This window comes from Haloechinothrix sp. LS1_15 (assembly GCF_033042135.1).
In the GTDB taxonomy this organism is placed as follows: Bacteria; Actinomycetota; Actinomycetes; order Mycobacteriales; family Pseudonocardiaceae; genus Haloechinothrix.
Genome location: NZ_WBXM01000014.1, coordinates 101,624 through 126,826, shown reverse-complemented (window position 1 = coordinate 126,826; position 25,203 = coordinate 101,624). Strand labels below are relative to the sequence as shown.

The 25,203-nt window shown below is 69.1% G+C and carries 28 protein-coding genes and 2 riboswitches; of the genes, 15 read left to right on the top strand and 13 right to left on the bottom strand.

Annotated elements, in window-relative coordinates; translation table 11 throughout:
* Positions 1 to 267: hypothetical protein (locus F8178_RS18505; RefSeq protein ID WP_317496101.1), on the top strand; the 267-nt coding region annotated here is incomplete at its 5' end.
* 35 nt (positions 268 to 302) lie between these two features.
* Here the strand turns inward: F8178_RS18505 and F8178_RS18500 are convergent.
* Both F8178_RS18500 and F8178_RS18495 read right to left on the bottom strand, forming a co-directional pair.
* Complete coding sequence (locus F8178_RS18500) at positions 303 to 593, bottom strand: hypothetical protein (protein ID WP_317496100.1); 291 nt, start codon at positions 591 to 593, stop codon at positions 303 to 305.
* Positions 594 to 647: 54 nt separating this feature from the next.
* The gene (locus F8178_RS18495; RefSeq protein ID WP_317496099.1) at positions 648 to 1,481 is read right to left on the bottom strand and encodes an aldo/keto reductase; all 834 of its coding nucleotides are present in this window, start codon (positions 1,479 to 1,481) and stop codon (positions 648 to 650) included.
* Positions 1,482 to 1,686: 205 nt separating this feature from the next.
* Between F8178_RS18495 and F8178_RS18490 the strand changes: the two genes are divergently transcribed.
* The 6 genes from F8178_RS18490 to F8178_RS18465 all read left to right on the top strand — a co-directional run bounded on the left by F8178_RS18490 (position 1,687) and on the right by F8178_RS18465 (position 9,229).
* Positions 1,687 to 2,562 carry an Abi-alpha family protein gene (locus tag F8178_RS18490; RefSeq protein WP_317496098.1) on the top strand — a complete coding sequence of 292 codons (876 nt, stop codon included), beginning with the start codon at positions 1,687 to 1,689 and terminating at the stop codon, positions 2,560 to 2,562.
* Between the two features lie 233 nt (positions 2,563 to 2,795).
* Positions 2,796 to 3,323 carry a diaminobutyrate acetyltransferase gene (gene ectA / locus F8178_RS18485; protein WP_317496097.1) on the top strand — a complete coding sequence of 176 codons (528 nt, stop codon included), beginning with the start codon at positions 2,796 to 2,798 and terminating at the stop codon, positions 3,321 to 3,323.
* A 56-nt stretch (positions 3,324 to 3,379) separates the two neighbouring features.
* A complete protein-coding gene (gene ectB, locus F8178_RS18480; RefSeq protein WP_317496096.1) occupies positions 3,380 to 4,630 on the top strand; it encodes a diaminobutyrate--2-oxoglutarate transaminase in 1,251 nt (416 codons plus the stop codon).
* 98 nt (positions 4,631 to 4,728) lie between these two features.
* A complete protein-coding gene (locus F8178_RS18475) occupies positions 4,729 to 5,136 on the top strand; it encodes an ectoine synthase (protein ID WP_317496095.1) in 408 nt (135 codons plus the stop codon).
* A 151-nt stretch (positions 5,137 to 5,287) separates the two neighbouring features.
* A complete protein-coding gene (gene thpD, locus F8178_RS18470) occupies positions 5,288 to 6,190 on the top strand; it encodes an ectoine hydroxylase (RefSeq protein ID WP_317496094.1) in 903 nt (300 codons plus the stop codon).
* Positions 6,191 to 6,313: 123 nt separating this feature from the next.
* A complete protein-coding gene (locus F8178_RS18465) occupies positions 6,314 to 9,229 on the top strand; it encodes a BTAD domain-containing putative transcriptional regulator (protein WP_317496093.1) in 2,916 nt (971 codons plus the stop codon).
* Between the two features lie 286 nt (positions 9,230 to 9,515).
* Here the strand turns inward: F8178_RS18465 and F8178_RS18460 are convergent, their stop codons facing one another.
* Positions 9,516 to 10,364 carry an SGNH/GDSL hydrolase family protein gene (locus F8178_RS18460; RefSeq protein ID WP_317496092.1) on the bottom strand — a complete coding sequence of 283 codons (849 nt, stop codon included), beginning with the start codon at positions 10,362 to 10,364 and terminating at the stop codon, positions 9,516 to 9,518.
* A 256-nt stretch (positions 10,365 to 10,620) separates the two neighbouring features.
* Here F8178_RS18460 and F8178_RS18455 point away from each other — a divergent pair, with 256 nt between their 5' ends.
* Both F8178_RS18455 and F8178_RS18450 read left to right on the top strand, forming a co-directional pair.
* The gene (locus F8178_RS18455) at positions 10,621 to 11,286 is read left to right on the top strand and encodes a DUF3159 domain-containing protein (RefSeq protein WP_317496112.1); all 666 of its coding nucleotides are present in this window, start codon (positions 10,621 to 10,623) and stop codon (positions 11,284 to 11,286) included.
* 169 nt (positions 11,287 to 11,455) lie between these two features.
* Positions 11,456 to 12,265: a hypothetical protein gene (locus tag F8178_RS18450; RefSeq protein ID WP_317496091.1), complete on the top strand. Its 810-nt coding sequence runs from the start codon at positions 11,456 to 11,458 to the stop codon at positions 12,263 to 12,265.
* Here the strand turns inward: F8178_RS18450 and thiE are convergent.
* Positions 12,262 to 12,930: a thiamine phosphate synthase gene (gene thiE / locus F8178_RS18445; protein WP_317496090.1), complete on the bottom strand. Its 669-nt coding sequence runs from the start codon at positions 12,928 to 12,930 to the stop codon at positions 12,262 to 12,264. The two genes, F8178_RS18450 and thiE, sit on opposite strands and share 4 nt — an antisense overlap.
* A gap of 93 nt (positions 12,931 to 13,023) precedes the next feature.
* Positions 13,024 to 13,131: riboswitch (TPP riboswitch) on the top strand.
* Between thiE and thiO the strand changes: the two genes are divergently transcribed.
* From thiO to F8178_RS18430, 3 genes are all read left to right on the top strand, one after another.
* The gene (gene thiO, locus F8178_RS18440; protein WP_317496089.1) at positions 13,128 to 14,243 is read left to right on the top strand and encodes a glycine oxidase ThiO; all 1,116 of its coding nucleotides are present in this window, start codon (positions 13,128 to 13,130) and stop codon (positions 14,241 to 14,243) included. (Overlaps the previous riboswitch by 4 nt.)
* Positions 14,240 to 14,443, top strand: a complete 204-nt coding sequence (thiS, locus tag F8178_RS18435) for a sulfur carrier protein ThiS (protein ID WP_317496088.1) — start codon at positions 14,240 to 14,242, stop codon at positions 14,441 to 14,443. The genes thiO and thiS overlap by 4 nt, the downstream gene beginning before the upstream one ends.
* Positions 14,444 to 14,455: 12 nt before the next feature.
* Positions 14,456 to 15,238: a thiazole synthase gene (locus tag F8178_RS18430; protein WP_317496087.1), complete on the top strand. Its 783-nt coding sequence runs from the start codon at positions 14,456 to 14,458 to the stop codon at positions 15,236 to 15,238.
* A gap of 50 nt (positions 15,239 to 15,288) precedes the next feature.
* Here the strand turns inward: F8178_RS18430 and F8178_RS18425 are convergent, their stop codons facing one another.
* From F8178_RS18425 to F8178_RS18390, 8 genes are all read right to left on the bottom strand, one after another.
* Positions 15,289 to 15,783: a hypothetical protein gene (locus tag F8178_RS18425; RefSeq protein WP_317496086.1), complete on the bottom strand. Its 495-nt coding sequence runs from the start codon at positions 15,781 to 15,783 to the stop codon at positions 15,289 to 15,291.
* Positions 15,780 to 16,190: a hypothetical protein gene (locus F8178_RS18420; RefSeq protein WP_317496085.1), complete on the bottom strand. Its 411-nt coding sequence runs from the start codon at positions 16,188 to 16,190 to the stop codon at positions 15,780 to 15,782. Before F8178_RS18420 ends, F8178_RS18425 begins: the two co-directional genes overlap by 4 nt.
* Positions 16,191 to 16,202: 12 nt before the next feature.
* Entirely contained in the window at positions 16,203 to 17,297 is a 1,095-nt protein-coding gene (locus tag F8178_RS18415) for a hypothetical protein (RefSeq protein WP_317496084.1), read from the bottom strand.
* A gap of 58 nt (positions 17,298 to 17,355) precedes the next feature.
* Complete coding sequence (locus F8178_RS18410) at positions 17,356 to 17,532, bottom strand: hypothetical protein (protein ID WP_317496083.1); 177 nt, start codon at positions 17,530 to 17,532, stop codon at positions 17,356 to 17,358.
* Positions 17,526 to 18,176, bottom strand: coding sequence for an ion transporter (locus tag F8178_RS18405; RefSeq protein ID WP_317496082.1), 651 nt, complete (start codon positions 18,174 to 18,176; stop codon positions 17,526 to 17,528). The genes F8178_RS18410 and F8178_RS18405 overlap by 7 nt, the downstream gene beginning before the upstream one ends.
* Before the next feature lie 257 nt (positions 18,177 to 18,433).
* A complete protein-coding gene (gene thiD, locus F8178_RS18400; RefSeq protein WP_317496081.1) occupies positions 18,434 to 19,264 on the bottom strand; it encodes a bifunctional hydroxymethylpyrimidine kinase/phosphomethylpyrimidine kinase in 831 nt (276 codons plus the stop codon).
* Entirely contained in the window at positions 19,264 to 20,928 is a 1,665-nt protein-coding gene (thiC, locus tag F8178_RS18395) for a phosphomethylpyrimidine synthase ThiC (RefSeq protein ID WP_317496080.1), read from the bottom strand. The genes thiD and thiC overlap by 1 nt, the downstream gene beginning before the upstream one ends.
* A riboswitch (TPP riboswitch) is annotated at positions 20,923 to 21,047 on the bottom strand. Its footprint overlaps the gene before it by 6 nt.
* Positions 21,048 to 21,112: 65 nt before the next feature.
* Positions 21,113 to 22,450 (bottom strand): FAD-dependent oxidoreductase, encoded by a 1,338-nt coding sequence (locus tag F8178_RS18390; RefSeq protein WP_317496079.1) that lies wholly within the window; start codon positions 22,448 to 22,450, stop codon positions 21,113 to 21,115.
* 100 nt (positions 22,451 to 22,550) lie between these two features.
* Between F8178_RS18390 and F8178_RS18385 the strand changes: the two genes are divergently transcribed.
* Positions 22,551 to 23,390 carry a helix-turn-helix domain-containing GNAT family N-acetyltransferase gene (locus F8178_RS18385; protein WP_396345781.1) on the top strand — a complete coding sequence of 280 codons (840 nt, stop codon included), beginning with the start codon at positions 22,551 to 22,553 and terminating at the stop codon, positions 23,388 to 23,390.
* A gap of 29 nt (positions 23,391 to 23,419) precedes the next feature.
* Here F8178_RS18385 and F8178_RS18380 read toward each other — a convergent pair whose 3' ends face one another.
* Positions 23,420 to 23,992, bottom strand: coding sequence for a peptide deformylase (locus F8178_RS18380; RefSeq protein ID WP_317496077.1), 573 nt, complete (start codon positions 23,990 to 23,992; stop codon positions 23,420 to 23,422).
* Positions 23,993 to 24,145: 153 nt separating this feature from the next.
* On the opposite strand from F8178_RS18380, the gene F8178_RS18375 reads away from it, so the two are divergent.
* Entirely contained in the window at positions 24,146 to 24,469 is a 324-nt protein-coding gene (locus tag F8178_RS18375) for a DUF3263 domain-containing protein (RefSeq protein ID WP_317496076.1), read from the top strand.
* Entirely contained in the window at positions 24,466 to 25,092 is a 627-nt protein-coding gene (locus tag F8178_RS18370; protein ID WP_317496075.1) for a LytR C-terminal domain-containing protein, read from the top strand. Before F8178_RS18375 ends, F8178_RS18370 begins: the two co-directional genes overlap by 4 nt.
* Positions 25,093 to 25,203 lie beyond the last annotated feature (111 nt).

Here is a 25,203-nt window from a genome sequence, read left to right as displayed (position 1 = left end):
ACGAGCGTTAGAGACCGGCCGGGCGCGCCCTACCCCTCCCGCCGCGCCCGGCCACCCGCTCCGGCCGGGCCGTGGCCGCGCCCCGACCCCCACGGCCCGGCCGGACACCACCACACCACCAGCGAACGCGCGAGACGGGTCGAGGGCAGGCTCGGCGTAGCCGACTCGCGAACGGAAACTGCTCGTGACGCATGGTGTTCGGTGCCGTGGAAGCAGGAAGCGGGCGTGGGGCGTCTCCGGTTGGGGTGGTGGTGGGCGACGGGGTGAGGGGGAGTAGCCCGACATATGAATAAGGGCACCGGTCACCCCGGTTCACCGCGCCGTTTCCGGTGAGCCACCCAGGCGATGTTGCCGATCAATCCCGCCGACACCGCGAACAGCAGCAGGGCCAGCCACGTCCAGCCGTCGACGCGCATCGCGACGACGCCGGTCACCAGACACAGGGCGAGGGCGAAGCCGGACAGCCACAGCCGCAACGTCAACGCGCTGTAGGCGGGGGCGGCACCGCCGATGCCCGCGGTGGGGTCGTGGTAGTCGGGTAGGCCGCGCGCGTACTCCTCGCGGCTGCGCTTGCGGTGCCTGCGCGCGCCCACGTTAACCGGCCTCCCGGCAGCCCTCGTGCCGGGCACCGCTGCTGACCGCCGGGGTCACAGGATCTCCAACGGGGTGGCGGCGGTCGGTGCCGGGAACTCGGCGTCGAGCTCGGCGAGGTCGTCCGCGCCGAGGGTCAGGTCGAGCGCTGCCACGTTGTCGTCCACGTGGTCGGGATCCGAGGCTTTCGGGATGGCGCACACCCCCGGCTGGTGCAACACCCAGGCCAGCGCGACCCGGGCGGGCGTCACGCTGTGCCGCTCGGCGACGCGTCGCACGGTGGCGTTGCCGAGTAACCGGCCCTGCTCGATCGGCGAGTAGGCCATCACGGGGATGCCCCGCTCGCGGCATCGCGGCAGCAGGTCGAACTCCACCCCTCTGCGGGAGAGGTTGTACAGCACCTGGTCGGTCACTACCTGGTCACCGAGCGGGAGCGACCACAGTTCGGCCATGTCGTGCGCATCGAGGTTGCTCACCCCGAAGTGGCGGATCTTGCCGTCGGAACGCAGCCGCTCGAACGCCTCCAGGGTTTCCTCCAGCGGCACCGTGCCCCGCCAGTGCAGCAGGTACAGGTCGATCCGGTCGGTGCCCAGCCGCTCGAGGCTCCGCTCGCAGGCCGATATCGCTTCGCGCTTGCCCGCGTTGTGCGGGAACACCTTGCTGACGAGGAACGCCTCGTCACGACGCCCGGCGATCGCCGAGCCGACGATCTCCTCCGCCCCACCCCCGCCGTACATCTCGGCGGTGTCGATGAGGCCGAGGCCCCGATCCATGCCGTGGCGAAGGGCGGCGACCTCTGAGGCCGCGCGGTCGGCTCGTTCTCCCATCCCCCATGTGCCCTGGCCGAGCGCGGGGAGCCGCTCATCCGCGGTGAGCTGCAGGTAGCGCATGCCGTGACGACCTCCGGAACGCGACGACGCGAGGTGTCCGAGTATCCGATCCCAGCCTACCGGCGCGCAGGCACGGGTGGGGTCGGTTACTCGGGCGCTGCCCGCTCGGCCTCCCGAGGGTGGCCGGTGTGATACTGCCAGTACGCATTCGGTAAGGCCGTCGGCACGGTGCGGGATCCGGCTCCCGTGCCGCAAGGAGGAGGACATGGCACTCGGGCAGCTTCCCGCGGGCTCGTATCGGAGCGGCGACCAGGGGCACGACCAGGATTCGGGTGGTTTGTTCGGTATGGCGGGCAGGCTCGTCGGGCAGGCGGCCCGGACCGGGTACGGGCTGGCACGGCGGTTGCCGGGGGCGGAGACGGCCGAACGCGAGCTGCATCGGCTGGAGCGCGCGGCGCTGACCGAGCTGGGCAAGCGCATCGACGACGTGACGGACCCGTATCTCGCGGCGTTGCGCAGACCCTCGTTCGCAGGCGGTGACGGGTGGAACGGCTCCGGTGGCGGGCAGCGGGGTGACGGGCTCCCTGTGTCCTCGGCTGAGGCGGCAGGCGAGCTGCAACCGCTACGGGCGGCCATGGCGGAACTGCTGGAGCGTTCCATCAGCTACGGCCCCGAGCAGGCGCGCGAGTACTGCTACGCCATCGTGCTGCGCCAGCTGGCGCCCGACGAGGCCAGGATGTTGTCGGCGCTCTCGGACGGCTCGCCGTTCCCCGTGGTGCACATCGCCGAGCGCAGCGGCGTGGGCGGCACTGGGCGGTACCTCCTCCGCAACGCTTCCAGCCTGGGCAAGGCCGCCGGGGTGACGTTGCCCGACGAGGTCCCCCACTACATCAGCCGCCTGTGTGCCCTCGATCTGGCGGAGCTGACCGAGGAGTCGGTGTCACTGCAGACCCAGTACGAGATCCTGCTTGCCGAGGAGCAGGTGCGCGTGGCTCAGGAAGCCGCCAAGCGCCCTAAGGTGATGCGCAACACGTTGCGGATCTCCACGTTCGGCACCCGCTTCTGGCAGGCTTGCGACCCGACGGCCCAGCCTGGTGCGTCGTGGTCACGTACGGTGCCCGTACCAGGTTCGGGGGCATGATCGGTAGCCTGCCGTCAGGCTCATCACAGGGGTTTCACGATCGGCGCAGGTAGGATGGCCGCCGGTCTGCGCGCCGTGCGGGAAACGGTGCCGGATTCTGCTAAGTTGGCCGAAGGGTAGCGGCGTCCGTGCAGCGCAGGAGTGGATCGGTTGCTGCTGTTCCGGTAGCGGAGCGTGAGCCTCCCGGCGCGGGAAGCGTGGGGTCGCGCCCGTGTAACGAAGAGTGCGGTGACATGTCCGAACACCTGGAGATCGACCACCCCTGCAAGGCCGACGCCGCTGCGATGTGGCGACTCGCGCGCGATTCGGGAGTCCTTGATGTCAACTCCTCGTACGCGTACTTGCTGTGTTGCCACCATTTCGCCGGTACGAGCGTGGTCGCACGCAGGGGCGGTGACGTCGTCGGCTTCCTCACCGGATTCGACGACCCGACGGCCGAGGACACCGTGTTCCTGTGGCAGATGGCGATCGATGTGGACAACCGTGGCTCCGGGCTCGCTGGCGAACTGGTCGATACGCTGGCCACCAGGCTCCTCGCGAGGGGAACGCGGTACCTCACGATGTCGATCACACCGGGCAACGGCGCCTCGCAGGCGGTGTTCAAGTCGTTCTCAGTCCGCTGGAACACCGAGCTCCACACGAGTCGGTTGTTCGAGTCGACTGACTTCCCCGAAGACGGAGAGCACGAACCCGAGGATCTGTACCGGATCGGCCCGCTCACCCACCCGCCGGGTGATGTCGAGCCGTCGAGCTCCGCGTAACGGGCGGTGACGGGCTGGCTGACACAACGGCACAAGCAGGCCGAACGGGAGTGAAAGTGAGTATTTTCGACAAACTGGAATCGCAGGTACGCAGTTACAGTCGGGGTTGGCCCGTCGTGTTCAACAAGGCGCAGGGCAGCTGGCTGTACGCAGAGGACGGCACGCCGTACCTCGACTTCTTCGCCGGGGCAGGGGCGTTGAACTACGGCCACAACAACCCGGTTCTCAAGCAGGCGTTGCTGGATTACATCGCCTCGGACAACGTGGTCCACTCGCTGGACATGCACACCGTCGCGAAGCGGGACTTCCTCCAGGCGCTCGACGAGATCCTGTTGCGGCCACGTGACCTGCACTACAAGGTGACGTTTCCGGGGCCGGGCGGCGCCAACGCCGTCGAGGCGGCGCTGAAGCTCGCCAGGAAGGTGACCGGCAAGGAAGCCGTCATCAACTTCACCAATGCCTTCCACGGTATGACGCTGGGCGCGCTGTCGGTGACCGGGAACTCGATGAAGCGTGGCGGGGCCGGTATCCCGCTGGTGCACGCCACACCCATGCCGTACGACCAGTACTTCGACGGGAGTTACCCGGACTTCCTGATGTTCGAGCGTATGCTCGACGACTCGGGAAGCGGGCTGAACGAACCGGCGGCCGTCATCGTGGAGACCGTGCAGGGGGAAGGCGGCATCAACGCAGCGGCCCTCGACTGGCTGCGCAAGCTCGACGAGGTCTGCAAGAAGCGGGAGATCCTGCTGATCGTCGATGACGTGCAGATGGGATGCGGGCGGACCGGACCGTTCTTCAGCTTCGAGGATGCGGGCATCAAGCCGGACATGGTGTGCCTGTCCAAGTCCATCTCGGGATACGGCTTGCCGATGGCGCTCACACTCATCCGGCCCGACCTGGATGTCTGGGCTCCGGGTGAGCACAATGGAACGTTCCGTGGCATCAGCCCCGCCTTCGTGACCGCTGCCGAGGCGCTGCGTACGTTCTGGACCGACGACACGCTCGAGAAGGCAACGAGGGCCAACGGTGAGCGGATCGGCACCGTGCTGTCCGAGATCGCGGGCGAGCGCGGCGACCTTGGCCTTGTGGCCAAGGGGCGTGGCATGGCACGCGGCCTGGAGTTCCCCGACGGCGAGACCGCGGACAAGGTCTGTGCCGCGGCGTTCGAGCGGGGCATGCTGATGGAGACCTCGGGCCCCGACGGGGAGGTGGTCAAGCTGCTGCCGCCGCTGACCCTGACCGACGCCGAGCTGGAGCAAGGCATGGGCATCATCAAGGAATCGGTGGTCGCGGCGCTACGCTGAACCCGATCTTCGGATGAGACACCGGGATCCCAGATCGACCGTATAGACCCGATGTGGCGCTACGACCCCGGCGCCGCGCGTAGCGGAGGAGAGAGAACGTGATCGTCCGTACCCTCGACGAGATCACCGACACCGAGGCCGACGTCAAGACTGCGAACTGGCGGAGCAAGCGCATCGTGCTCGCCAAGGACAAGGTCGGTTTCTCGTTGCACGAGACCACGCTGTCGCCCGGAACAGTGAACGATTTTTGGTACGCTAACCATATCGAGGCCGTATTCATCGTCGAGGGTGAAGGCGAGCTCACCGATAAGGAGACGGGGGAGACGTACCAGCTGCGGCCGGGGACGATGTACCTGCTCGATGGGCACGAGAAGCATCAGCTCCGGCCCACAACCGAGCTACGGGCGGTGTGCGTGTTCAACCCCCCCGTCACCGGTAAGGAAGTACACGACGAGAACGGGGTGTACCCGCTGGTCGTCGAGGACGACGAGTCGGTCTCGGCTTAACCGGGTACTCCGGGGGCACGGGTGCCGCGCGTGGCCGTCCGGGATCGGGCGGCACCGCGCGGTACCGCGCCCGCGCCGACGAGTGTGAGTAAGGCAGGGCACCTACGAAAGGAAGGATTACGGATAACCGATACGCGAGGAGGCGAGTCGAATGGTGCTCACGCGTACGCGAGTCCAGGACAGCTATCCGACGCGAGTCCGAGGCGAGGCCGAACCGTTCGAGCGCGTTCATCCCGCCGTCTGGGGGCAGGAGCATGACGGCCCGTGCGACGCCGCCACATTGGCCTCGCACGAGGCCAACGGCTTCACGATCGTCGACGGTCTGCTGTCGCCCGCTGAGGTGCAGGGCTACTGGCAGGAACTGACCCGCCTCTCCCGTGATGAGCGGCTATCCGACGACGAGCGGGTGATCACGGAGAAGTACTCCGGCGAGATCCGCTCCGTCTTCGAAGTACACGAGCTCAGCGAGCTGATCGCCGAGCTTGCCAGCGATCCGCGAGTGCTGGATCGCGCGCGGCAGATCCTCGGTTCCGAGGTGTACCTCCACCAGTCCAGGGTCAACTACATGCCCGGTTTCGAAGGCAAGGGCTTCTACTGGCACTCCGACTTCGAGACCTGGCACGCCGAGGACGGCATGCCCGTGCCCCGCGCCGTCAGCTGCTCGATCGCTCTCACCGACAACTACCCCTTCAACGGCGGGCTGATGCTGATGCCCGGTTCGCACCGCACCTTCGTGCCATGCGTGGGCGAGACGCCGGAGCACCATTACCAGGATTCGCTGCGGGAACAGGAGATCGGCGTTCCCAGCAAGCACCAGATCACCAAGATGGCCGCCGAGCACGGCATCGAGCAGTTCACCGGCGCGGCGGGATCGGCGCTGTGGTTCGACTGCAACGTGATGCACGGTTCGGGGAACAACATCACGCCGTACCCGCGGTCGAACATCTTCCTGGTGTTCAACAGCGTGGAGAACACGCTCGTCGAGCCGTTCGCCGCCGATCAGCCTCGGCCGACGTTCATCGCGAACAGGGATTTCGTCCCGATTACGCGATGACTCCCACGCGACCTCCCGTGCTGTGTACCCTGAGTGCGATGACCGGTGCGGGGCGTGAGAGCGCCCCGCACCGCCGTGCGGTCGTACAGGGCACGTTGCCGCTGGTGGTAACGGGAGGCGAACGTGGACACCGAGGATGCCGTCGCCTCGGTGGATACGTCTGCCCACCAGCCGTCCGGCCTGTCGATCCGGCTGCTCGGCCCGGTGACGCTGCTCGTGGACGGCCACCCGCAGCCGGTCGGCGGTCCGGGCGCGCGCAGCGTGCTTGCGTTGCTGGCGCTGCACGCCAACCAGGTCGTGAGCCAGAACACGATCATCGACACGATGTGGACGTACGACCCGCCGCCGACGGCTAGGACCATCGTGCACGGTCACATCTCGGCTCTGCGGCGCAGGCTGGCTACGGCGCAGCGCGCTGCCGGTGAGCAACCGGTGGCCCACATCCACACGGTCGCTCCCGGATACCGGCTGGAGGTCGACGAGCGGCGGATCGACGCGCACCGCGCCCGCGCGTTGCTCGACGCGTCGGCCGGGGTGCCCCTTGTGCGGCGCATCGAGTTGCTCGACGAGGCCCTGGGGCTGTGGCACGGTCCGGTGCTCGGCGATGCCGCCGGGCACGTGGCGGTCGCCGAACTCGAAGAGCTGCGGCGGGCGGTGCACGGCGCCAAGATCGACGCCGAGCTCGAACTCGGCAGGCACGCCGAGGTGATCGCGGAGCTCGGTAGCCTGGTGCGGGACAACCCGCACTCGGAACGTTTCACCGGCCAGCTGATGCGGGCGCTGTACCATTCGGGACGCCGAGCGGAGGCGCTCGACGCCTACCACGAGTTCGCCAGCAAGCTCATCGCCGATCTCGGTATCGAACCCGGACCGGGGCTGCGCGAGCTGCACGCGAACATGCTGCAGGACGACTTGGGCACCGACGGCAGTGACCAGGGTCAGCTGTTGCGGTTGACGCCGATGCAGCTACCGCCCGCGGTGCCGTTCCTCGCGGGGCGCTCGCCCGAGCTGGCGTGGCTGGATGATCTCGCCGAGCGTGCCGTTGCCGGTCGCAACATCGCCGCGGTGCTGTCCGGCACCGCGGGCATCGGCAAGACGGCGTTGGCGGTGTGGTGGGCACACCACGCGGCCTCACGGTTCGACGACGGCGTGTTGTACGCGAGCTTGCACGGGTTCGATCCCCACCGCCCCCCGAGGGAGCCTGCCGAGGTACTGACGCAGCTGCTGCGCGGGCTCGGTGTGCGTCCCGGCGAGCTCCCGGAGGATTTCGCGGAGCGGGTCGGCCTGTACCGCTCGTTGCTGGCGGGTCGACGGATGCTCGTGGTGCTCGACGATGCCCGGTCCGCCGAACAGGTCGAGTCGCTGTTGCCGCCCGCCGCGGGTGCGATGGCGCTGGTGACCTCACGGGCACGGATGGACGACCTCGCGGTGGCCAGGGCTGCGCGGCAGCTCACGCTGGGCACGTTGGCCGAGCGCGACGCGGTGTCGCTCATCACCGAGCTCTCGGAAGGTAGCGCGGCCGCCGACGCTCCGCTGCCCGTTCCGACGGGAACTCCCGTCGGAACGGGCAGCGGGGACGGCGCCGGCAGCGCGGCTGAGTTGCGCGACTACGCCGAGACGCTCGCGGAGCTGTGCGGCTACCTGCCGCTGGCGCTGCGCATCGTCGGGGCGCGGCTGTCCGCGCGACCACCGGGGGCGGCGCGGCAGCTCGTCGCGTCCCTGCGGGACGAGCGCACCAGGCTGGGTGCGCTCGAGCTCGACGCTCATCCCGACGGGGAGGCGCCGATCGGGGTGCGCGCCGCGCTGGACGTCTCGGTGGCCGAGTTGGGCACGGTGGAGCGCGAGACGCTGCGAGTGCTCGGCGTGTTCCCCGGCAGGACGGTACGCCCGCACCTGGTGGCCGCGTTGTGCCAGGTCGACGTCGAGCAGGCACGCAAGCGGATGCGGGTGCTGGCCTCGCGCAACCTGTTCACGGAGCATGCACCGGACGAGTTCGCCGCGCACGACCTGGTGCGTGCCTTCCTCGGTGAGCGGGCGCGCAGGCTCGACGTCGAGGACGAGCAGGCCATCCTGCGACGCGCGTGGCAGTACTACATTGCCGTCGCCGACCGGGCGCGGCGGGCGTTGAGCGCCGTGGTGGACGGTCTGGACCACCGTGACCTCGTGCCCGCCGAGCTGCTCCCCGAAGTCAGCGGTTTCGGTGGTGCGCTGGACTGGTTCGCGGCCGAGTGGCAGAACCTGTTCGCCATGCTGCGGCGATGCCACGAGGCGGGTTGGTATGACGAGGCCTGGCGGTTGGCCCGCATGGCGCACCCGTACCGGATCAACCGGCCGTCGTGGGACGACTGGATCGAGCTCGCCCACCTTGGGCTGGACGCGGCACGGCGGTCCGGGGACCGGCACGCGCTGTTCTGGATGCTGATCTCCCGGTGCGCGGCCCGGCTGGTGTTCGAACGGATGGACAACGTGCTGGCCGATGCCGACGGCGCGCTGGAGGTGGCGGCCGAGCTCGGTGACCCTGCGCTGCGGGTCACCGCCCTCACCCACCGCGGGTGTGCCCTCACGTCGCTGGAACGCCACCCCGAGGCGTTCGCGGTGCAGCTCGACGCGCTGGCCGAGGCCGAGCCACTCGGTGACGAGATGCTGCGCAGCCAGGTGATGCACAACTACGCCGAGGCGCGCAAGCGCGCCGGTCAGTACTCCGAGGCGATCGAGCTGCAGAGCGAGGTCTTCGAGGTGTACACCCAGCGGGGACATCACGGTGATGTCATCAGGAGCCTGGCCAACCTCGCCGAGATGTGGTTGTACGCGGGCGAGTTCGACGAGGCCGAACGTGCCGCGCGGAAGACGATCCGGCTCGCGGCTGCACGGGAAGTGATACAGCAGGAGGGTGTCGGCAGGCTCATTCTCGGGAGGGTGTTGCGGGCCCGCGGCGACCGGGAACGCGCGCGGGCCGAGCTGCGTGCCGCGGTCGAGCTGCACGAGGAGATCGGGGATCCGCACGCGAACGCGCTGCGCCAGGAGCTGGAGGGACTGTGAGGCCCGGGCCGGGTTCGGTTCCGGTGCCGCGGCGACGGCGCGGGGTTTAAGCCTGGCTATGGGGTGTGCGCCGTTGGCCGTTAGTCAACTCTTAGTGGTGCCCCGCTTGGGCGGGCTACCCTTCGCGGGTGGGGCTGGCGACCGGTCAAAGGGGGAGCATGCCTGCCGCCGCTCGGTGGTGCGCAGGTTGCAGGCCGGTGCCGGGGCCGCGCCTGGGTAGGGGAGATGCAGGCGCCGGTCGGCACGCATGGGGGACGTGCCGACCGGCCGCCCTACCAACCTGCGATCAGGAGGCGACCGCACCGTCGGTGCCGCGCGCGGCCTGCCCGATGGCTTCGAGGCGGAGGCGCTCGTCAGCACACAGCGGGGCCAGCTCAGGGCGCTTGGGAGTCACGCCGTCGCCGAGGGATTCGCCGCGGATGCGCCTGCGGATCCACGGCAGCAGGTGCGCCCGTGTCCATTCGATGTCCGAGCGACGTTGCGAGATCCAGTCGGTGTGTTCCGCTTCCCGTTGCTCGTCGGCGTTCCACAGCGGCTGGCGCCAATCCTCCTCGGTCGGCAATCCGAGCGCCTCCGCGGTACGCAGCGCGATGCGCTTGTGCGCCTCCGGGGTGAAGTGCAACCGGTCCTCGCTCCAGGCGCGTGGGTCGCGCAGCACGTCCATGGCCCACAGATCCACCACGCGCGCGTTGTGGCGTTCCGCGATCGCGCGCAGGTCGGCGTTGTAGATCGCGATCTTGCCGCGGAGCCGGTTCATCACCGACATCTGTTTGGTGTCCGGGCCGGAGAAGATGAGGACCTCGATCCCGGCGCGACGCAGCTGCTCGATCATGTCGTCGAACCGTGCCGCGACGACGTCCACGTCCGTCCCCGGGATGAGGATGTCGTTCCCGCCCGCGCAGACCGTGACGAAGTCGGGGCGCAGTTCCAGCGCGACGGGCAGTTGCTCGTCCATGATGGGCTGCAGCTTCTTGCCGCGCACCGCGATATTGGCGTACTTGAAGTTCGGTTTGCCCTCGGCGAGCATCGCGGCGAGCCGGTCCGCCCAACCCAGGAAGGAGCCGTCAGGAAGTTGATCGTTCAACCCCTCGGTGAAGCTGTCGCCGATGGCGATGTAGCTGTTGAACGTGTGCACCACTCACTCCCTTCTGCTGCGCCGCGACGTGCTCCTGGCGCCCCGTTGTCCGTCACCCCACCCCGGCCGCGGAGCGCCGACGGACGTTCCCCGGGCGCGCACCCCCAGCGGTGATGTTTCGGTAACCTCGCTTGCCAGTCGAGTCCTCGGCCCTCGTGAAACCCGCCAGAAAACCTTGATAACACGGTCACGCGAAGTTCGCCACTCTCCCGAGTCGGCCTCGGCGTCATAGGTTAGCCTCACCTACATGGAGCGGATGCGGCAAGGTGGTGGTGTGCGGGAGCACGCGGACACCTCCGGGGGCTCGCTCGCGGCGTTGCTCGGAGGGCGCAAGGGCGCGCTGGATGCGAGCCTGCCGCCGCTGGCATTTGTGCTCGGCTGGGTGGTCACCGGGCAGTCGATCATCTGGGGAGCGTTGGCCGCGCTCGTCACCAGCGTGATCACCGGGCTGACGCGGTTGTACCGTAAGGAGAAGGTCAGTGCCGTAGTGGTCAGCCTGGCGGCCGTGGTGGCCGCTTCCGCGATCGCGCTCTACACCGGCCGCGCCGAGGACTTCTTCCTGCTTCAACTGTTCGCGAACCTGGCCAGCGCGCTGATCTGGGCTGCGAGCATCCTGATCCGCTGGCCGATGCTCGGTGTCGTGCTCGGCGCGGTGCTCGGTCAGCGGACGCGTTGGCGTCGCGATCCCGCACTGTTGCGCGCGTACTCGCTGGCCAGCTGGGTATGGGTGCTGGGCCAGTACACGCTGCGCGTGATGGTGTTCGGCGCGCTCTGGGCCAGCGGCCAGGTGGTCGCGCTCGGGATCGCCCGGACGGTGCTGACCTGGCCGCTGGTCGCAGCGTGCATCGCTGTCAGCGGCTGGGTGCTGCACCGCGCGCTGCCTGACGGGCACCCTGGCGTCCGGCACCCGCGGATCGAGTAGCACGGCCAGTCGTAAGCCGCGCCGCGCGAGCGTGGGGCTTGGAAAGCATAGGACGCCGAGATCAACTCTGTCCACTGTAGAAGCTCTGTGATGTCGGTTACGCTGGGCAACGTGGCGGCATCGCCCCGCGTGAACCGGGTGGATCGCCCGGCGCTACCCCGCGGAACTCATGAGCGACAGATCGACGGAAACCAGGAACAGAACCAGGCCTGCGCAGGTCGCAGCGACGGCGCTGGCCGCGCTGGCAGCCGCCTTCCTGTCATCCCGCATCGGTGTGTACGGGACGGTGATCGGTGCGGGGATCTTCAGCTTCATGCTCACCGTGGGCAGCGAGTTGTTCCTGCGCTCGTACGACCGCACCAAGGAAGCCGCCAAACGCGCGGCGATAACGGCGGCGACGCGGGAATGCACCACGACGGCTGCGGGTGGGCAGCCGACCTCCAGTGCGGCCAACCCGGCGGCCACCGTGCCCCGCACGCTGCCGCCCTGCGAGCAGCCAACCGAACCGCTTCCGGTGCCCGGCGGGGAGCCCGGAGCCCCGGCGACCGGAACGCGACCGCCGTCCGGCTGGTCATTGCATGGTCTTCGCTGGCAGGCGATCGCCGTGCTCAGCGTGGTGGTGTTCGCCACGGTCATGTTCGCCATCACGGGCATCGAGCGGGTGAGCGGCCGGGCGTTCTCCGGCGAGGAGGGCACCACCATCGGTTCGGTCATCGGCGAGCAGGAGCCTGAAGGACACCAACATCCGGTGGACGAAGGGGAGGACGTGCCGCCTCCCGCTCCCGAGACCACCACCCCACGGGACGGGCAGGGCGGCACCGAATCCCCGGAGCCCACCGAGGGGGAGGAAGCTCCCACCCCGACCGGTGAGCAGGACGAGCCGCGCGAGCCGGACGAGGACGGGCAGGAGGTCGAGGAAGGCGAGCCCGACGAGGACGGCGGCGGAACGACCGAACCCCGTGTGCCTCGTGCTCCTTAGGCGCGCAGCATCGACGACAGTGCGGTGGCGGCGGCTCGTGGATCCGCTGCTTCGGTGATGGCGCGCACCACCACGACACGCCGTGCGCCGGCGTCGAGCACCTCAGGCAACCGCTCGGTGTCGATACCGCCGATGGCGAACCAGGGACGCTGCGGCGCGCGCTCAGCGGTGGCCCGCACCAGGTCGAGTCCCGGAGCCGTGCGCCCCTCCTTCGTCGGTGTCGGCCAGCACGGTCCGGTGCAGAAGTAGTCCACCCCCGGTTCGCTCTCCGCAGCACGGGCCTGCGCCGTGGAATGGGTGGACCGCCCGATCACCGGGGCATCGCCGATCACCCGTCGCGCTACTTCAACGGGGATGTCCTCCTGCCCGAGGTGCAGGATGTCGGCATCGGCGGCCAGCGCGATATCGGCGCGATCGTTCACGGCGAGCAGTGCGCCGTGCCTGGCACACGCCTCGGCCAGCACCTCCAGTGCAGCCAGCTCGTCGGCGGCTTCGAGCGGGACACCGTCGCGCTTGTGGCGCAGCTGGAGGATATCCACCCCTCCGGCGAGCGCGGCGTCGGCGAACTGGGCGAGATCCCCCTGCTCGATGCGGGCGTCGGTGCACAGGTACAGGTAAGCGTCGGCGAGCCGATCGCGAACCCGTTCGGCGGTCAGTCCCGGCATACCTGTCACGGTACCGGCCTGTCACGGTCGCCGGGCGCGGTGCCGCGGGGTGGTGATTGGTGGCCGACCGGGGCAATGCGCGATACCGTGGGAAGTGGTCCGCACGGGAGCCCGCGGCAGAGGGCTGAGAGGGAGCGAACGGCTCCGACCGTGGAACCTGATCCGGGTCATACCGGCGCAGGGAGCGAGAGGTTTCTATGGCTGTCCGCAGGAATGTCGCCGTCGTCGGCGGTGGCGTCATCGGGTTGTCCGTGGCGTGGCGCGCGGCGGCGCACCATGACGTCACCGTGTATGACCCGCTGCCAGCTCGAGGCGCCTCATGGATCGCGGGCGGCATGCTCGCTCCGGTGACCGAGGCGTGGCCCGGTGAGGAGGAGGGGCTGCGGCTCGGTGAGGAATCCCTGCGACGCTGGCCGGGATTCGCCGACGAGCTACGCGCGGAGTCGTTCGATCCAGGGCTGTCCACCGCGGGGACGGTGGTGGCAGCCGCCGACCGCACCGACGCGGAACAGCTCGAGATCCTCGCCTCCTACCTGCACGGTGTCGGCAGGCGCGCCGAGCTGCTCACCGGCAGGCAGCTGCGTTCCCGGGTACCCGGGCTGGCGACCGGCGTCCGCAGGGGTCTTGCGGTGCCGAGCGACCTCGCGGTCGATACCACCAAGCTGCTCGACGCGCTGCGGGCCGCGGCGCGTGGCAGGGGTGTGCGTTTCGTCCCGGAGCGGGTGCGGCAGCTCAGCGCCCAGCAGGTCGTCACCGATGACGCGGTGCACGCGGCCGAGGTGGTGGTGCTCGCCGCTGGAGCCGCCAGCTCACGGCTGCATCCCGAACTGGCCGAGTCGATCCGGCCGCTGAAAGGCGAGATCCTGCACCTGCGGGCGCGCAAGAGCAGCCTTCCTCCCCCGGAGGTCACCGTACGAGCGTTCGTGGAGGGGCGGCCGATCTACCTGGTTCCCCGTGAGGGCGGTGAGCTCGTGCTCGGTGCGACGCAGTACGAGGCGGGCTTCGACGAGACGGTGACCGCGGGCGGTGTGCGTGACCTGTTGGATCGTGCGGAATACGTGTTCCCCAGCATCGTCGAGTACGAGCTCGTCGCCGCCAGGGCGGGGCTGCGTTCGGCGAGCATCGACAACGTCCCGCTGATCGGCACGCTCGGCGACGGCGTGTACGTCGCCTCGGGACACCACCGCAACGGGTTGTTGCTGGCGCCGGTCACGGCGGACGCGGTGAGCGCGATGCTGGCCGGGCAACCCCTTCCGGAACACGTCGACGCGGCGGACCCGCGCCGCGACCTCTCGGGAAGGGAGCGAGTGTGATCTCGGTTCAGGTGAACGCAGAGCAGCGCAGGGTCGAAGAGGGCACCTCGCTGGCCGCGCTGTTACACGAGATGGGTAAGGACCACTCCGGCATCGCGGTAGCGATGGACGGCTCGGTCGTGACGCGCAGCGAGTGGCAGAACGTGACACTGCGGGACGGTTCCAGAATCGAGATCATGACCGCCGTCCAAGGCGGTTGACGAGGAGGATGTATGGCTGAGGAGCACGCCGCGGGCGTGATCGACGACCCGCTGGTGATCGCCGGCCACAAGCTGAGCTCCCGGTTGATCATCGGGACCGGCGGGGCGGGCAACCTCGCGGTGCTGGAACACGCGCTTGCCGCTTCGGGGACCGAACTGACGACGGTGGCGATGCGCAGGGCCGACACCGAGGGCGGCTCGGGTGTGCTCGACCTGCTGCGGCGGATGGGAATCGGCTTGCTGCCGAACACCGCAGGCTGCCGCAGCGCCGCCGAAGCGGTGCTGACGGCGCGGCTGGCGAGGGAAGCACTGGACACCGACTGGGTCAAGCTCGAGGTGCACGCCGATGACCGTACCCTGCTGCCCGATCCGCACGAGACGCTGGAGGCCGCCGAGCAGCTGGTCGGTGACGGGTTTACCGTGCTGGTCTACACCAACGACGACCCGGTGCTGGCGCTCCGGCTGGAGGAAGCGGGGTGCGCGGCGGTGATGCCGCTCGGCTCACCGATCGGCACCGGCCTGGGTATCCGCAACCCGCACAACATCGAGCTGATCGTCTCCCGCGCAGGCGTGCCGATCATCCTGGACGCCGGTATCGGAACCGCGTCGGATGCGGCGCAGGCGATGGAGCTCGGCTGTGACGGCGTGCTGCTGTCCACCGCGGTCACCAGGGCGCAGGATCCCGAACGGATGGCCGCCGCCATGCGCTCCGGCGTCCAGGCAGGCCGCCTCGCCCGTCTCGCGGGCCGCGTCCCGCAACGCTTCTGGGCGCAGGCCTCCAGCCCACCCCGGTGAGGGGGTGGGGTCGCTGACCGTGACAGTCGGCGCCCTCGAGGGAACGGCTGTCACGCCCGGCTCCCACCCGGCCCGGCCCGCCTGCGTGGCTTGCGGGGTGGGCCGAGGAAGACGCGCGCGACGACGACGATCACGATGCCGGCCATGATGAGAATCCCGTCTGCGCGGAAGAGTGGGTAGAGGGTGAGCACGGGGCCGCTGGTGGCCTGGATCCACTCGCCTCTGCCGCAGGTGATCACCATGCCCTCCGGGGGAGGCTCCACGTACTCGCCACGCACAATGGGGTTCCTGCTGGCCTGACGCGGGAGGGTAAGGGTTCGTGGCTCGTGTCCGGGGGACCGGAAGGTGCATTCGCGAGTTTCGGGGATCGAGGCTGTGGATACCAGAAAGCGGGTGTCGGTGTCTCCGGGCGGGATGACCAGCCGGTCGCCGACGGTCTCGCCGCCGTAGCGCGCGTAGGCGCTGGCGCCGAGCATAGCTACGACGAGCGCGCCCCCGATGAGGTAGGCCAGCCAGCGCAGGACGAACCGGGTGCGGTCGGTCATCGCTCTCCCAGGGGTCGGCCGAATCCCTGCCACAGCTGGTCGGGATCATCGGCGTCGTCCTCGGGCGGCTCGGTCTCCGGTGGCTGCTGGTGCTGGTCGTTGACCTGGTCGAGCTGCTCGGACAGCTCGGCGAGGTCGATCTGGCTGGCACGCCGGGCGCCGTCTTCCAGCGCGTCGCGGTAGGCGGCAACCTCGCCGAGCTGCCCCCAGGTGACGGTGCCGTCGCGCAGCTGCGTGCCCATCTCGCGGACGGTGGCGTCCTCGCTTCGGGCCATGAGGTCGCAGATCGTGCGCTCCATAGCGGCCTCGTCGCGCAGCAGCGGCCCCAGCGGCCCCTGCTCGATCTTCGCCATGAGCTGCTCGAGGCTGGGCTGCTCGGTACGCCCATCGTCTGCGGCGGCGGTCATCGTGGTGCTCCTCTAGGTCTGTGGGCTGGGAAGTGCCGGTGCCTCCGCAGGCAGCTCCGGCAGGGGGAGGCTGCCGTCCACCCGCCCGAAGTCGTTGGCCATGCTGTTGAACGCGTCCTGCGCTGCTTCGAGCCTGCCGATGAGGTCGTAGGCTTGTCGGAGGAGCGAGATGACCCGGTAGATCCTGCTGGCCGCGAACGCGCCGACCACCAGCGCCACCGGCAGGCCCACGCCGGTCTTGGCCGCCAGCCCGCTGATGCCCATGCTGGCCCCGGCCTTCAGCGCGGCATCGGCGGCATCGGCGACCACCGGCCCGAGCGCATCCCGCAGGTCCTGCGCGCCCTCCGCGGCCGCCTCGTACTGGTCACCGAGCGATTCCAGCGCGCCGGTGGCCGCCTCGAGTGCCCGAGCGAGCTCCAGCAGGTGTGCCTGGCAGCCGTCGGCGGCGTTACCCTGCCACACCTCCGCGAGGCCCTGTGCCGAGCGGCGCACGTTGTCTCCCATATCGGAGGTGGCGGCAGCGGCGTTGCGCCACACCTCGGCCGTGGCTGCCATGCCCGCCCAGTCGCCGCAGACCGGTTTGAGGATCTCCTCGAAGATGTCGTTGCCGGTCAGCGTCATGATCAGCGAGCGCGCGGCCGAGCTGGGGCCGGCATAGTCCGTCCATCCGGGTTCGTAGGCCATCCTGTCGCTGTAGTCGGCGGGGGGCCGGTAGTGGCCGGTCGGGTCGGCCACGTCCTCGAACGCGCCGGCCTGCGCGGAGACCTCCTCCGGCGCCCGGCCTGCCGCGCCCGCGTCGACCTCGGGGTAGCTGGCATCCAGCCGGGCCGCGCTGTCGGCGTCGGTGGAGCGGTAGTAGCGCGCCGCATCGATCAGCGACTCGGCCGTGGTGGCCGCCGTCCGGTTGGCCAGCCTGTCAAGGAAGTTCTCCACCTGCTGCTGTACCTCGCGGTGGCCACCGGAGATCAGGTTGATCAGCCCCTCACCGCTGAAGTCGATCTCCGAGTGGTTGCCCACGTACGACGTGCCCTGGATCGCGTGATCCTGTAACCGCTCCAGTTGCTTGCTCAGTGCGGCGACCGCGTCCGGATCGACCGAGAACCCCATGCTCACCCCTCATGCCGTCACATCCCACGCAAACGCAGGCTACCAATACCCCGGTCCCTCAGTCCTGGCGCTGGCGCAGGGCCTCCACCTCGTGGCGCAGGGCGTGCAGCTCGTCGAGGATCCGTTGGTTGGCAGCGGCCTGCTCGGCGGCGTGCTGCTCCTCCTGCTCCCGCATGTCGGCCCGCATCTGGTCCTCCATCGCGCTGACCACCACGGCGATGAACAGGTTCAGCACGGCGAAGCCGACACCAGGATGTAGATCACGAAGAACACCCAGGCCGCCGGGGCCTCGTCCATGACCGTTCGCGCTACCTGCGGCCATCCCTCGCCGGTCATGACCTGGAACAGGGTGAACAGTGAGCGCCCGAGGTGCCCGAAATGCTGTGGGGAGATCTCGCCGAACAGCTTGGTGGTCATCACCCCCGCGACGAAGATGATCAGTGCGAGCAGCGCGGCGATCGAGGCCATGCCCGGCACCGCGGCCAGCAACCCGGACACCACCCGCCGCATCGCGGGCACGGCCGACACCAGCCGCAACACGCGCAGGATACGCAGCGTTCGCAGCACCGCGAACGGCCCTGAGGCGGGGATCAGCGCGATGCTCACGATCACGAAGTCGAAGACGTTCCACGGGTCACGGAAGAATTGCCAGCGGTAGACACCGAGTTTGAACAGCAGCTCCACCACGAAGATCGATAGCGCGATGGTATCCAGCGTCCGCAGCGGCGTGCCGTACTCGGCGACCAGTGTCGGGGAGGTCTCCAACGCCAGGGTGATCGCGTTGGCCACGATGACCGCGATGATGAACCGCTGGAACCGGTGATGCTCGACGAACCGGCGTATCAGGTTGCGGGTGACCGGTGCGTTCCCCGTGATCACACTGCCCTCCCCGTGCGCTCGCGGGCGCGACTGGTGCTGCTTCCGGTTACTGCGTAACGGAAAGCGACGGGAGACTGTGTACCAGCGGGTCGAAGATGTGGTTGGTGACACGCTCCCGGCCACCGGCGGTGATCGCGCGGGTGCCCGCTGTCACCCGGGTCGCGACGGCGCGAGCTGGTGGCGGGCGAGCCGAAGGGCCCCTCCGGTGCATATTATGTACCCAAGGGTCCCTTCGGCTCGCCCCTCGGCGCGGGACGTCAGCTCTCGCGAACCCGCCACAATGGAGACACCGGGCCGATGCCGGAACCCAGCGGGTAGCTGTCGGCGACGCAGCGTTCGATGAAGCGCTTGCCGTGCGCCACGGCGTCCGGCACGGTCGAGCCGCGCGCGAGCTCGGCGGTGATGGCCGACGCGAGCGTGTCGCCTCCGCCGTGGGTGTGTTCGGTGTCGTAACGCGGCCCGACCAGCTCGGTGAACTCGGTGCCGTCATAGAGCAGGTCGAGGCAGTCGGTGGCACCCCTCAGGTGCCCGCCCTTGACCAGTACGTACCGCGCGCCCATCGAGGCGAGCGCCTTCGCGGCCTCCCGCTGGCCGTCGGTGTCGGTGACGGTGATACCTGCCAGCAGCCGGACCTCGTCGAGGTTGGGCGTTACCAGCGTGGCGCGCGGGATCAGCTCGCTGCGGATCGCCTCCAGCGCCTCCTCGCGCAGCAGCGGGTCGCCGTGCATCGAGGCGGCCACGGGGTCGACCACGAACGGGCTGCGCGCGTCCCGCCCGATCGAGACCTCGTCGAGCACCCCGGCCACCGCGGTGATGATCCCGGTGGAGGCCAGCATCCCGGTCTTGGCCGCGCCGACACCGATGTCCGTGGCCACCGACCTGATCTGGTCGGCGACCACCTCGGGCGCGATCTCGGTGAAGCCCTGTACGCCGACCGAGTTCTGCACGGTCACCGCCGTGACCGCGGTCATGCCGTGCACGCGGTGTGCGAAGAACGTGCGCAGGTCGGCCTGCAAGCCCGCACCACCGCCGGAATCGGATCCGGCGATGGTCAGGGCCGTCGGTGGACTCGGATTGGTCGTGCTCATCACTCGCTGTCACCAGGGGAGCCGTTCCCAGTCACCGGCAGGTAGATTCGGTTGCCCTGCTCGGTGAACTCCTTGGCCTTCTCCTCCATACCGGCTTCGATAGCCTCCACAGAGGTCAACCCGTGCTTGTCGGCGTACTCGCGGATGTCCTGCGTGATCCGCATCGAGCAGAACTTGGGCCCGCACATTGAGCAGAAGTGCGCGGTCTTGGCAGGCTCGGCGGGCAGCGTCTCGTCGTGGTAAGCCCGCGCGGTGTCGGGGTCCAGCGACAGATTGAACTGGTCGTTCCACCGGAACTCGAACCGGGCCTTGGACAGTTCGTCGTCCCACTCCTGCGCGTACGGGTGGCCCTTGGCGATGTCGGCAGCGTGCGCTGCGATCTTGTAGCTGATCACGCCGGTTTTCACGTCGTCGCGGTTGGGCAGTCCGAGGTGTTCCTTCGGGGTGACGTAGCACAGCATCGCGGTGCCGTACCAGCCGATCTGTGCCGCTCCGATCGCCGAGGTGATGTGGTCGTAGGCGGGAGCGATGTCGGTGGCCAGCGGCCCGAGCGTGTAGAACGGGGCTTCACCGCACAGCTCCTCCTCCAGCTCCACGTTCTCCTTGATCTTGTGCATCGGCACGTGGCCGGGGCCTTCGATCATCACCTGCACGTCGTGCTGGCGGGCGATGTGGGTGAGCTCACCGAGGGTGCGCAGCTCGGCGAACTGCGCCTCGTCGTTGGCATCGGCGATCGAGCCGGGCCGCAGCCCGTCGCCGAGCGAGAACGTGACGTCGTAGGAACGCAGGATCTCGCACAGCTCGGAAAAATGGGTGTACAGGAAGGACTCCTTGTGGTGCGCGAGGCACCACGCGGCCATGATCGAACCGCCGCGGGACACGATGCCGGTGACGCGTTTGGCCGTCAGCGGGACGTACCGCAGCAGCACGCCCGCGTGCACCGTCATGTAGTCCACACCCTGTTCGCACTGCTCGATCACGGTATCCCGGTAGATCTCCCAGGTGAGCTTCTCCGGTTCCCCGTCGACCTTCTCCAGCGCCTGGTAGATCGGGACCGTTCCCACCGGGACAGGGGAGTTGCGCAGGATCCACTCGCGAGTTTCGTGGATGCGCTTGCCCGTCGACAGGTCCATGATGGTGTCGGCTCCCCACCGGGTCGCCCACACCATCTTGTCGACCTCCTCCTCCACAGAGGACCATACGGCCGAGTTTCCCATGTTGGCGTTGACCTTCACGAGGAAGTTCTTGCCGATGATCATGGGTTCGGATTCGGGGTGCTTGCGGTTGACGGGGATGATGGCCCGGCCCGCCGCGACCTCCTGCCGCACGTACTCGGGGTCCATCCGTTCCCTGGCGGCGATGTACTCCATCTCCTTGGTGACGACTCCGGCCCGTGCCCAGCCGAGCTGGGTGTCGTGCTCGCGCTCGGCGAGCCACCCGGCGCGAGTGGGTGACAGCCCCGTGTGCACGTCGATGACGGCATCGGGGTCGGTGTAGGGACCGGAGGTGTCGTAGACGTCGAAGTGATCACCGTTGGACAACTCGATGCGGCGCGCGGGAACGCGCAGCCCCGAGGTGGTTTCGGTGTAGACCTTGCGTGAGCCCGTGATGGGGCCGGTGGTCACATTCGGCTGGGTGTTGGCACTCGTGTCCAGCGACGTCATCGGACGATCCCTCCCTACGCCGGCATTACCCGGTCAGGTTCGTGCGGTCGGCGGCGCCCGAGTCTCGACTCCAGCCGCCCTCTCAGCCCGCCTTGGCGCGAGCTCCCGCGGTACTTTCGGTTATCGCCGTAGACACTGCCACGAGATCGCCGCGGACTCAAGTCCGGCACCGCCGACCGTACGGTCACGCGCAGCTGGGCTGCCGGGTGTTGCCCGCCTGCGCCTCGGTGGCCACGGGCGCCTCGCGGCCTGCCGAGGTGTCCCCGTCCAGGGCCAGGGCCCCGGCACCGCTGCACACGCCGGTCTCGGGCAGGGTCAGTTCGACGCGCTCGGCCGATGCCGTGTCGCCAGCGAGCGCGGCTGCGATGCTGCGCACCTGCTCGTAGCCGGTCAAGGCGAGGAACGTCGGCGCGCGCCCGTAGCTTTTCATCCCCGCCAAGTACACGCCCGGTTCCGGGTGGGTGAGCTCGCGGACCCCGTGCGGGTAGACGGTTCCGCAGGAGTGCACGTTCGGGTCGATCAGCGGGGCGAGCGCCACCGGGGCCTGCAACGTCGGGTCCAGCTCGAGCCGAACCTCGGACAGCCACGACAGTTCCGTTCGGAACCCGGTCAGCGTGATCACCTCGTCCACCTCCGACAACTCGCGCCCGTCCGTCGAGGCCAGCGTCAGGCGCCCGTCGCGCTCCCGCAGGACCCGTTCAGCGCGGAATCCGGTCATCACGGAGATCCGCCCGCCTGTCACGGCCGCCTCCGCTCGCTTGCCCAGCGCACCCCTGGCTGGTAACTCGTCGGCGTCGCCACCGCCGAAGGTGTTGCCGAACTCATCCCTGCGCAGCAGCCAGGTGACCGTCGTACCGGGATGTTCGGCAGCCAGATTGTCGAAGCCGAGGAGCGCGGTGAGTGCCGAGTGACCGCTACCGGCAACCGCGATGCGCTTGCCCGCGTAGCGTCTGCTCACCGCCTCGCCGGACAGGTCGGGGATCCGGTAGGTGATGCGGTCGGCGGCCGCGAGCTCGCCGACGGCAGGGAGCCCGTCGGCGCCGAGCGGGTTCGGCGTGGTCCAGGTGCCCGAGGCGTCGATCACGGCTCCCGCGTCGATCCGTGCTTCTGTGCCGCTGCCGGTACGGACGTAGGCGACCAGTGGCCGGTGAGCCCGGTCGGTGTCGGAGACGCGATCCCTGCCCTTGCGCGCCACGCCGACCACGTCCACGCCAAGGCGTACCCGCGATCCCAGCTCGGCGGCCAGCGGCCGCAGGTACCGTTCCACCCAGTCCGCGCCGGTCGGATAGCTGTCCTCGTCCGGGTGTTGCCAGCCTGTTCGACGCAGCAACCGGCTGGCCGCGGGGGCGGTCACTTCACCCCACCGGGAGAACAGCCGGACGTGTCCCCACTGGCTGACGCTCGCCCCGGCAGCGGTGGCGCGTTCCAGCACCAGCGGCTCGATGCCGCGCTCGACGAGCTCGGCCGCGGCCGCCAGCCCCACCGGACCGGCGCCGATCACCACGACGGGTAACTCCGACATCCCCACCCCTTTCATCGACATGTATCGATCGAATGGCACGTACTCTATCGACGTATATCGATGGAATCAACCATCGAAAGCGATCGATACAATGAGGGGCGTGACGAGCACACTGCCCAGCGACCGGGTCCTTCCGGACAATGACGCGGCCACCTACGCCGGTTGGTTCGCGTGCCTGGCGGAGCCGGTGCGGGTACGGCTGCTGCACGCAGTGGCGACCAGCCCCGAGGGCATCACCGTGGGAGCGCTGGCCGAGTTCCTCGGCACCAGCCAGTCCACCTGCTCCCATCACGTCCGCAAGCTCGCCGAGATCGGCTTCGTGCGGGTGCGTAAGGAACGCACGGCCACCGTCGTCACCGTCAACGAGGCGTGCTGCACCGGCCTGCCGCATGCGGCAGACGTGGTGATGGGCGCGCTCGCGCCGCGGCCCTGCTGCCCGGCGGACCTGCCTGCCGATGTCTCCGTGCGCGCCCTCGAACCGCAAGACTGGCCCGCGGTACGCCGGATCTACCGGGAAGGGCTGGCCACCGGCATCGCCGACTTCGCCACGGCCGTGCCCAACCGGACCACGCTGGACGCGTCCTGGCTACCGGCCCACCGGTGGGTGGCCGAGATCGGCGGGGAGACGGTGGGCTGGACCGCCGCCGCGCCGGTCTCCGCCCAGCCACACTTCGCGGGGGTCGCCGAGACCTCGGTGTACGTGGCGGAGGGCCATCGGGGTCGCGGTATCGGCAAGGCCCTGCTGCACCGGTTGGTGACCGCGGCCGATGAGGCAGGACTGTGGACGTTGCAGGCGTCGGTGTTCACTGGCAATCGCGCGGCGGTCGCGTTGCACCACGCCGCCGGGTACCGCACCGTGGGGGTGCGTGAACGCTTCGCGCGGCGGGACGGGGTCTGGCACGACTCAGTCTTGCTTGAGCGCCGTTCGGCCGTGGTGTGACGACCGGCGCGCCCGGTGTGGCGCGGTGCTCAGCCGGACTGGTACTCGGCAGCCGAGGAGGGGTCCCAGCTCAGCCCGGGCACGTTCCAGCCGTTGCGCTTGAGCATCTTCTTCGCGGCACGCGCGTGCCTGCCGACGAGCCGATCCAGGTACAGGTGGCCGTCGAGGTGGTCGGTCTCGTGCTGTAGGCAGCGGGCGAAGAACCCGGTTCCGGCCACTTCGATGGGCCGGTTGTGTTGGTCGACACCGGTGACCTTGGCCCACGCGGCACGGCCGGTCGGGTACGACTCTCCGGGCACCGACAGGCAGCCCTCCCAGTCGTCGTCGGGGTCCGGCATGGTCTCGGGGATCTCGGAGGTCTCCAGCACCGGGTTGACGATGACGCCGCTGTGCCGGTTGCCCTCGTCGTCGGGGCAGTCGTAGACGAACAGCCGCAGGTCGACGCCGATCTGGTTGGCGGCCAGCCCGACACCGCTCGCGGCGTACATGGTCTTGAACATGTCGTCGACCAGCGTGCTCAGCTGGTCGTCGAACACCTCGACGGGGCGGGTCGGCTGGTGCAGGACAGAGTCGCCTGCGATGCGGATGGGATACACGGTCACGGCAAACCAGGATAACCGGCCGTTGTGGGGTCGGACTCGCCGACGGTCGTGGGCAGCGAGGAGCCTCACGTCATGATCTAATAGGGAAGGCGGAATGACACCGATGTGATTACGGCCGTGCGGTCCCGACGCGATTGTGAGGCGAGCAGCCAGATGGACGCCGCGGAGTCGATGCTCCCGAGCGAGGAACGCGCCCCATCGGTACCGGCGGAAACGCCGACTGGGGGACTCTCTCACCGCGATCACGAGATCCTTGCCTTCGAACGTCAGTGGTGGAAATACCAGGGAGCCAAGGAACGCGCCATCCGGGAACTGTTCGGCATGTCCCCGACGCGTTACTACCAGGTGCTCAACCGGCTGATCGACTCGCAGGAGGCGCTGCGCGCCGACCCCATGCTGATCAAGCGCTTGCGTAAGGCGAGGTCCGCGCGACGCCGTACCCGCGTCGCCAGGAGGCTGGGAATCGAGTTGTCATGAGCTTCGCAGGCCTGTCTCGCCCGATGCGCGCCGCTGGGTTCGGACTCATCGGCGTCGCGGTCATCGCGACCGCGATCGGGACCGCCACCGCGATCAGCACTGATGATCCGACGGACGACACCGCGGTGCCCACCGACCCGCCCGAGCCGGAGCCCGATGAGCCGGATCCCGACGAGGAGGAGACCCCGGAGACCCCGCCACCGGAGGACGAGACCACGCCACCTCGGGAGGACGATCCCGAGGAACCGGAGGACCCGGAGACCGACGTCGTCCCCGAGGACGATGTCGAACTCCCCGACGGGGTCGAGCTCGACCGGGACGCCAGGGACACCCCGGTGCGGGTGTACAACAACAGCAACATATCCGGCCTCGCGGCGCGGGCGGCGAGCGATGTGGACGACGCCGGTTGGAACGTGACCGGCTACGGCAACTACGGCGACGGCGTCATTCCTACCTCGACCGTGTACTTCCGGGAGGGGACGTCGGAAGAGGGGGTCGCCAAGGCTATCGCGCTGGAGTTCGGGATGCGTGCCGAGCCGAGGTTCGAAGGCATCCGCGACTCCAATCCCGGTGTGATCATCATCGTGACGAGGGACTACGACGAGTCCGCCAAGGAGTACTAGACGCGCATAGCCGGGCTGACATCATCGCGGGTGCGCGGGAGCCACCCGTCGCACCGGGTGTAATGTCGGCCAGAGTGGATGGTCCTCACGGGACGACGTGTCGCGCGAACC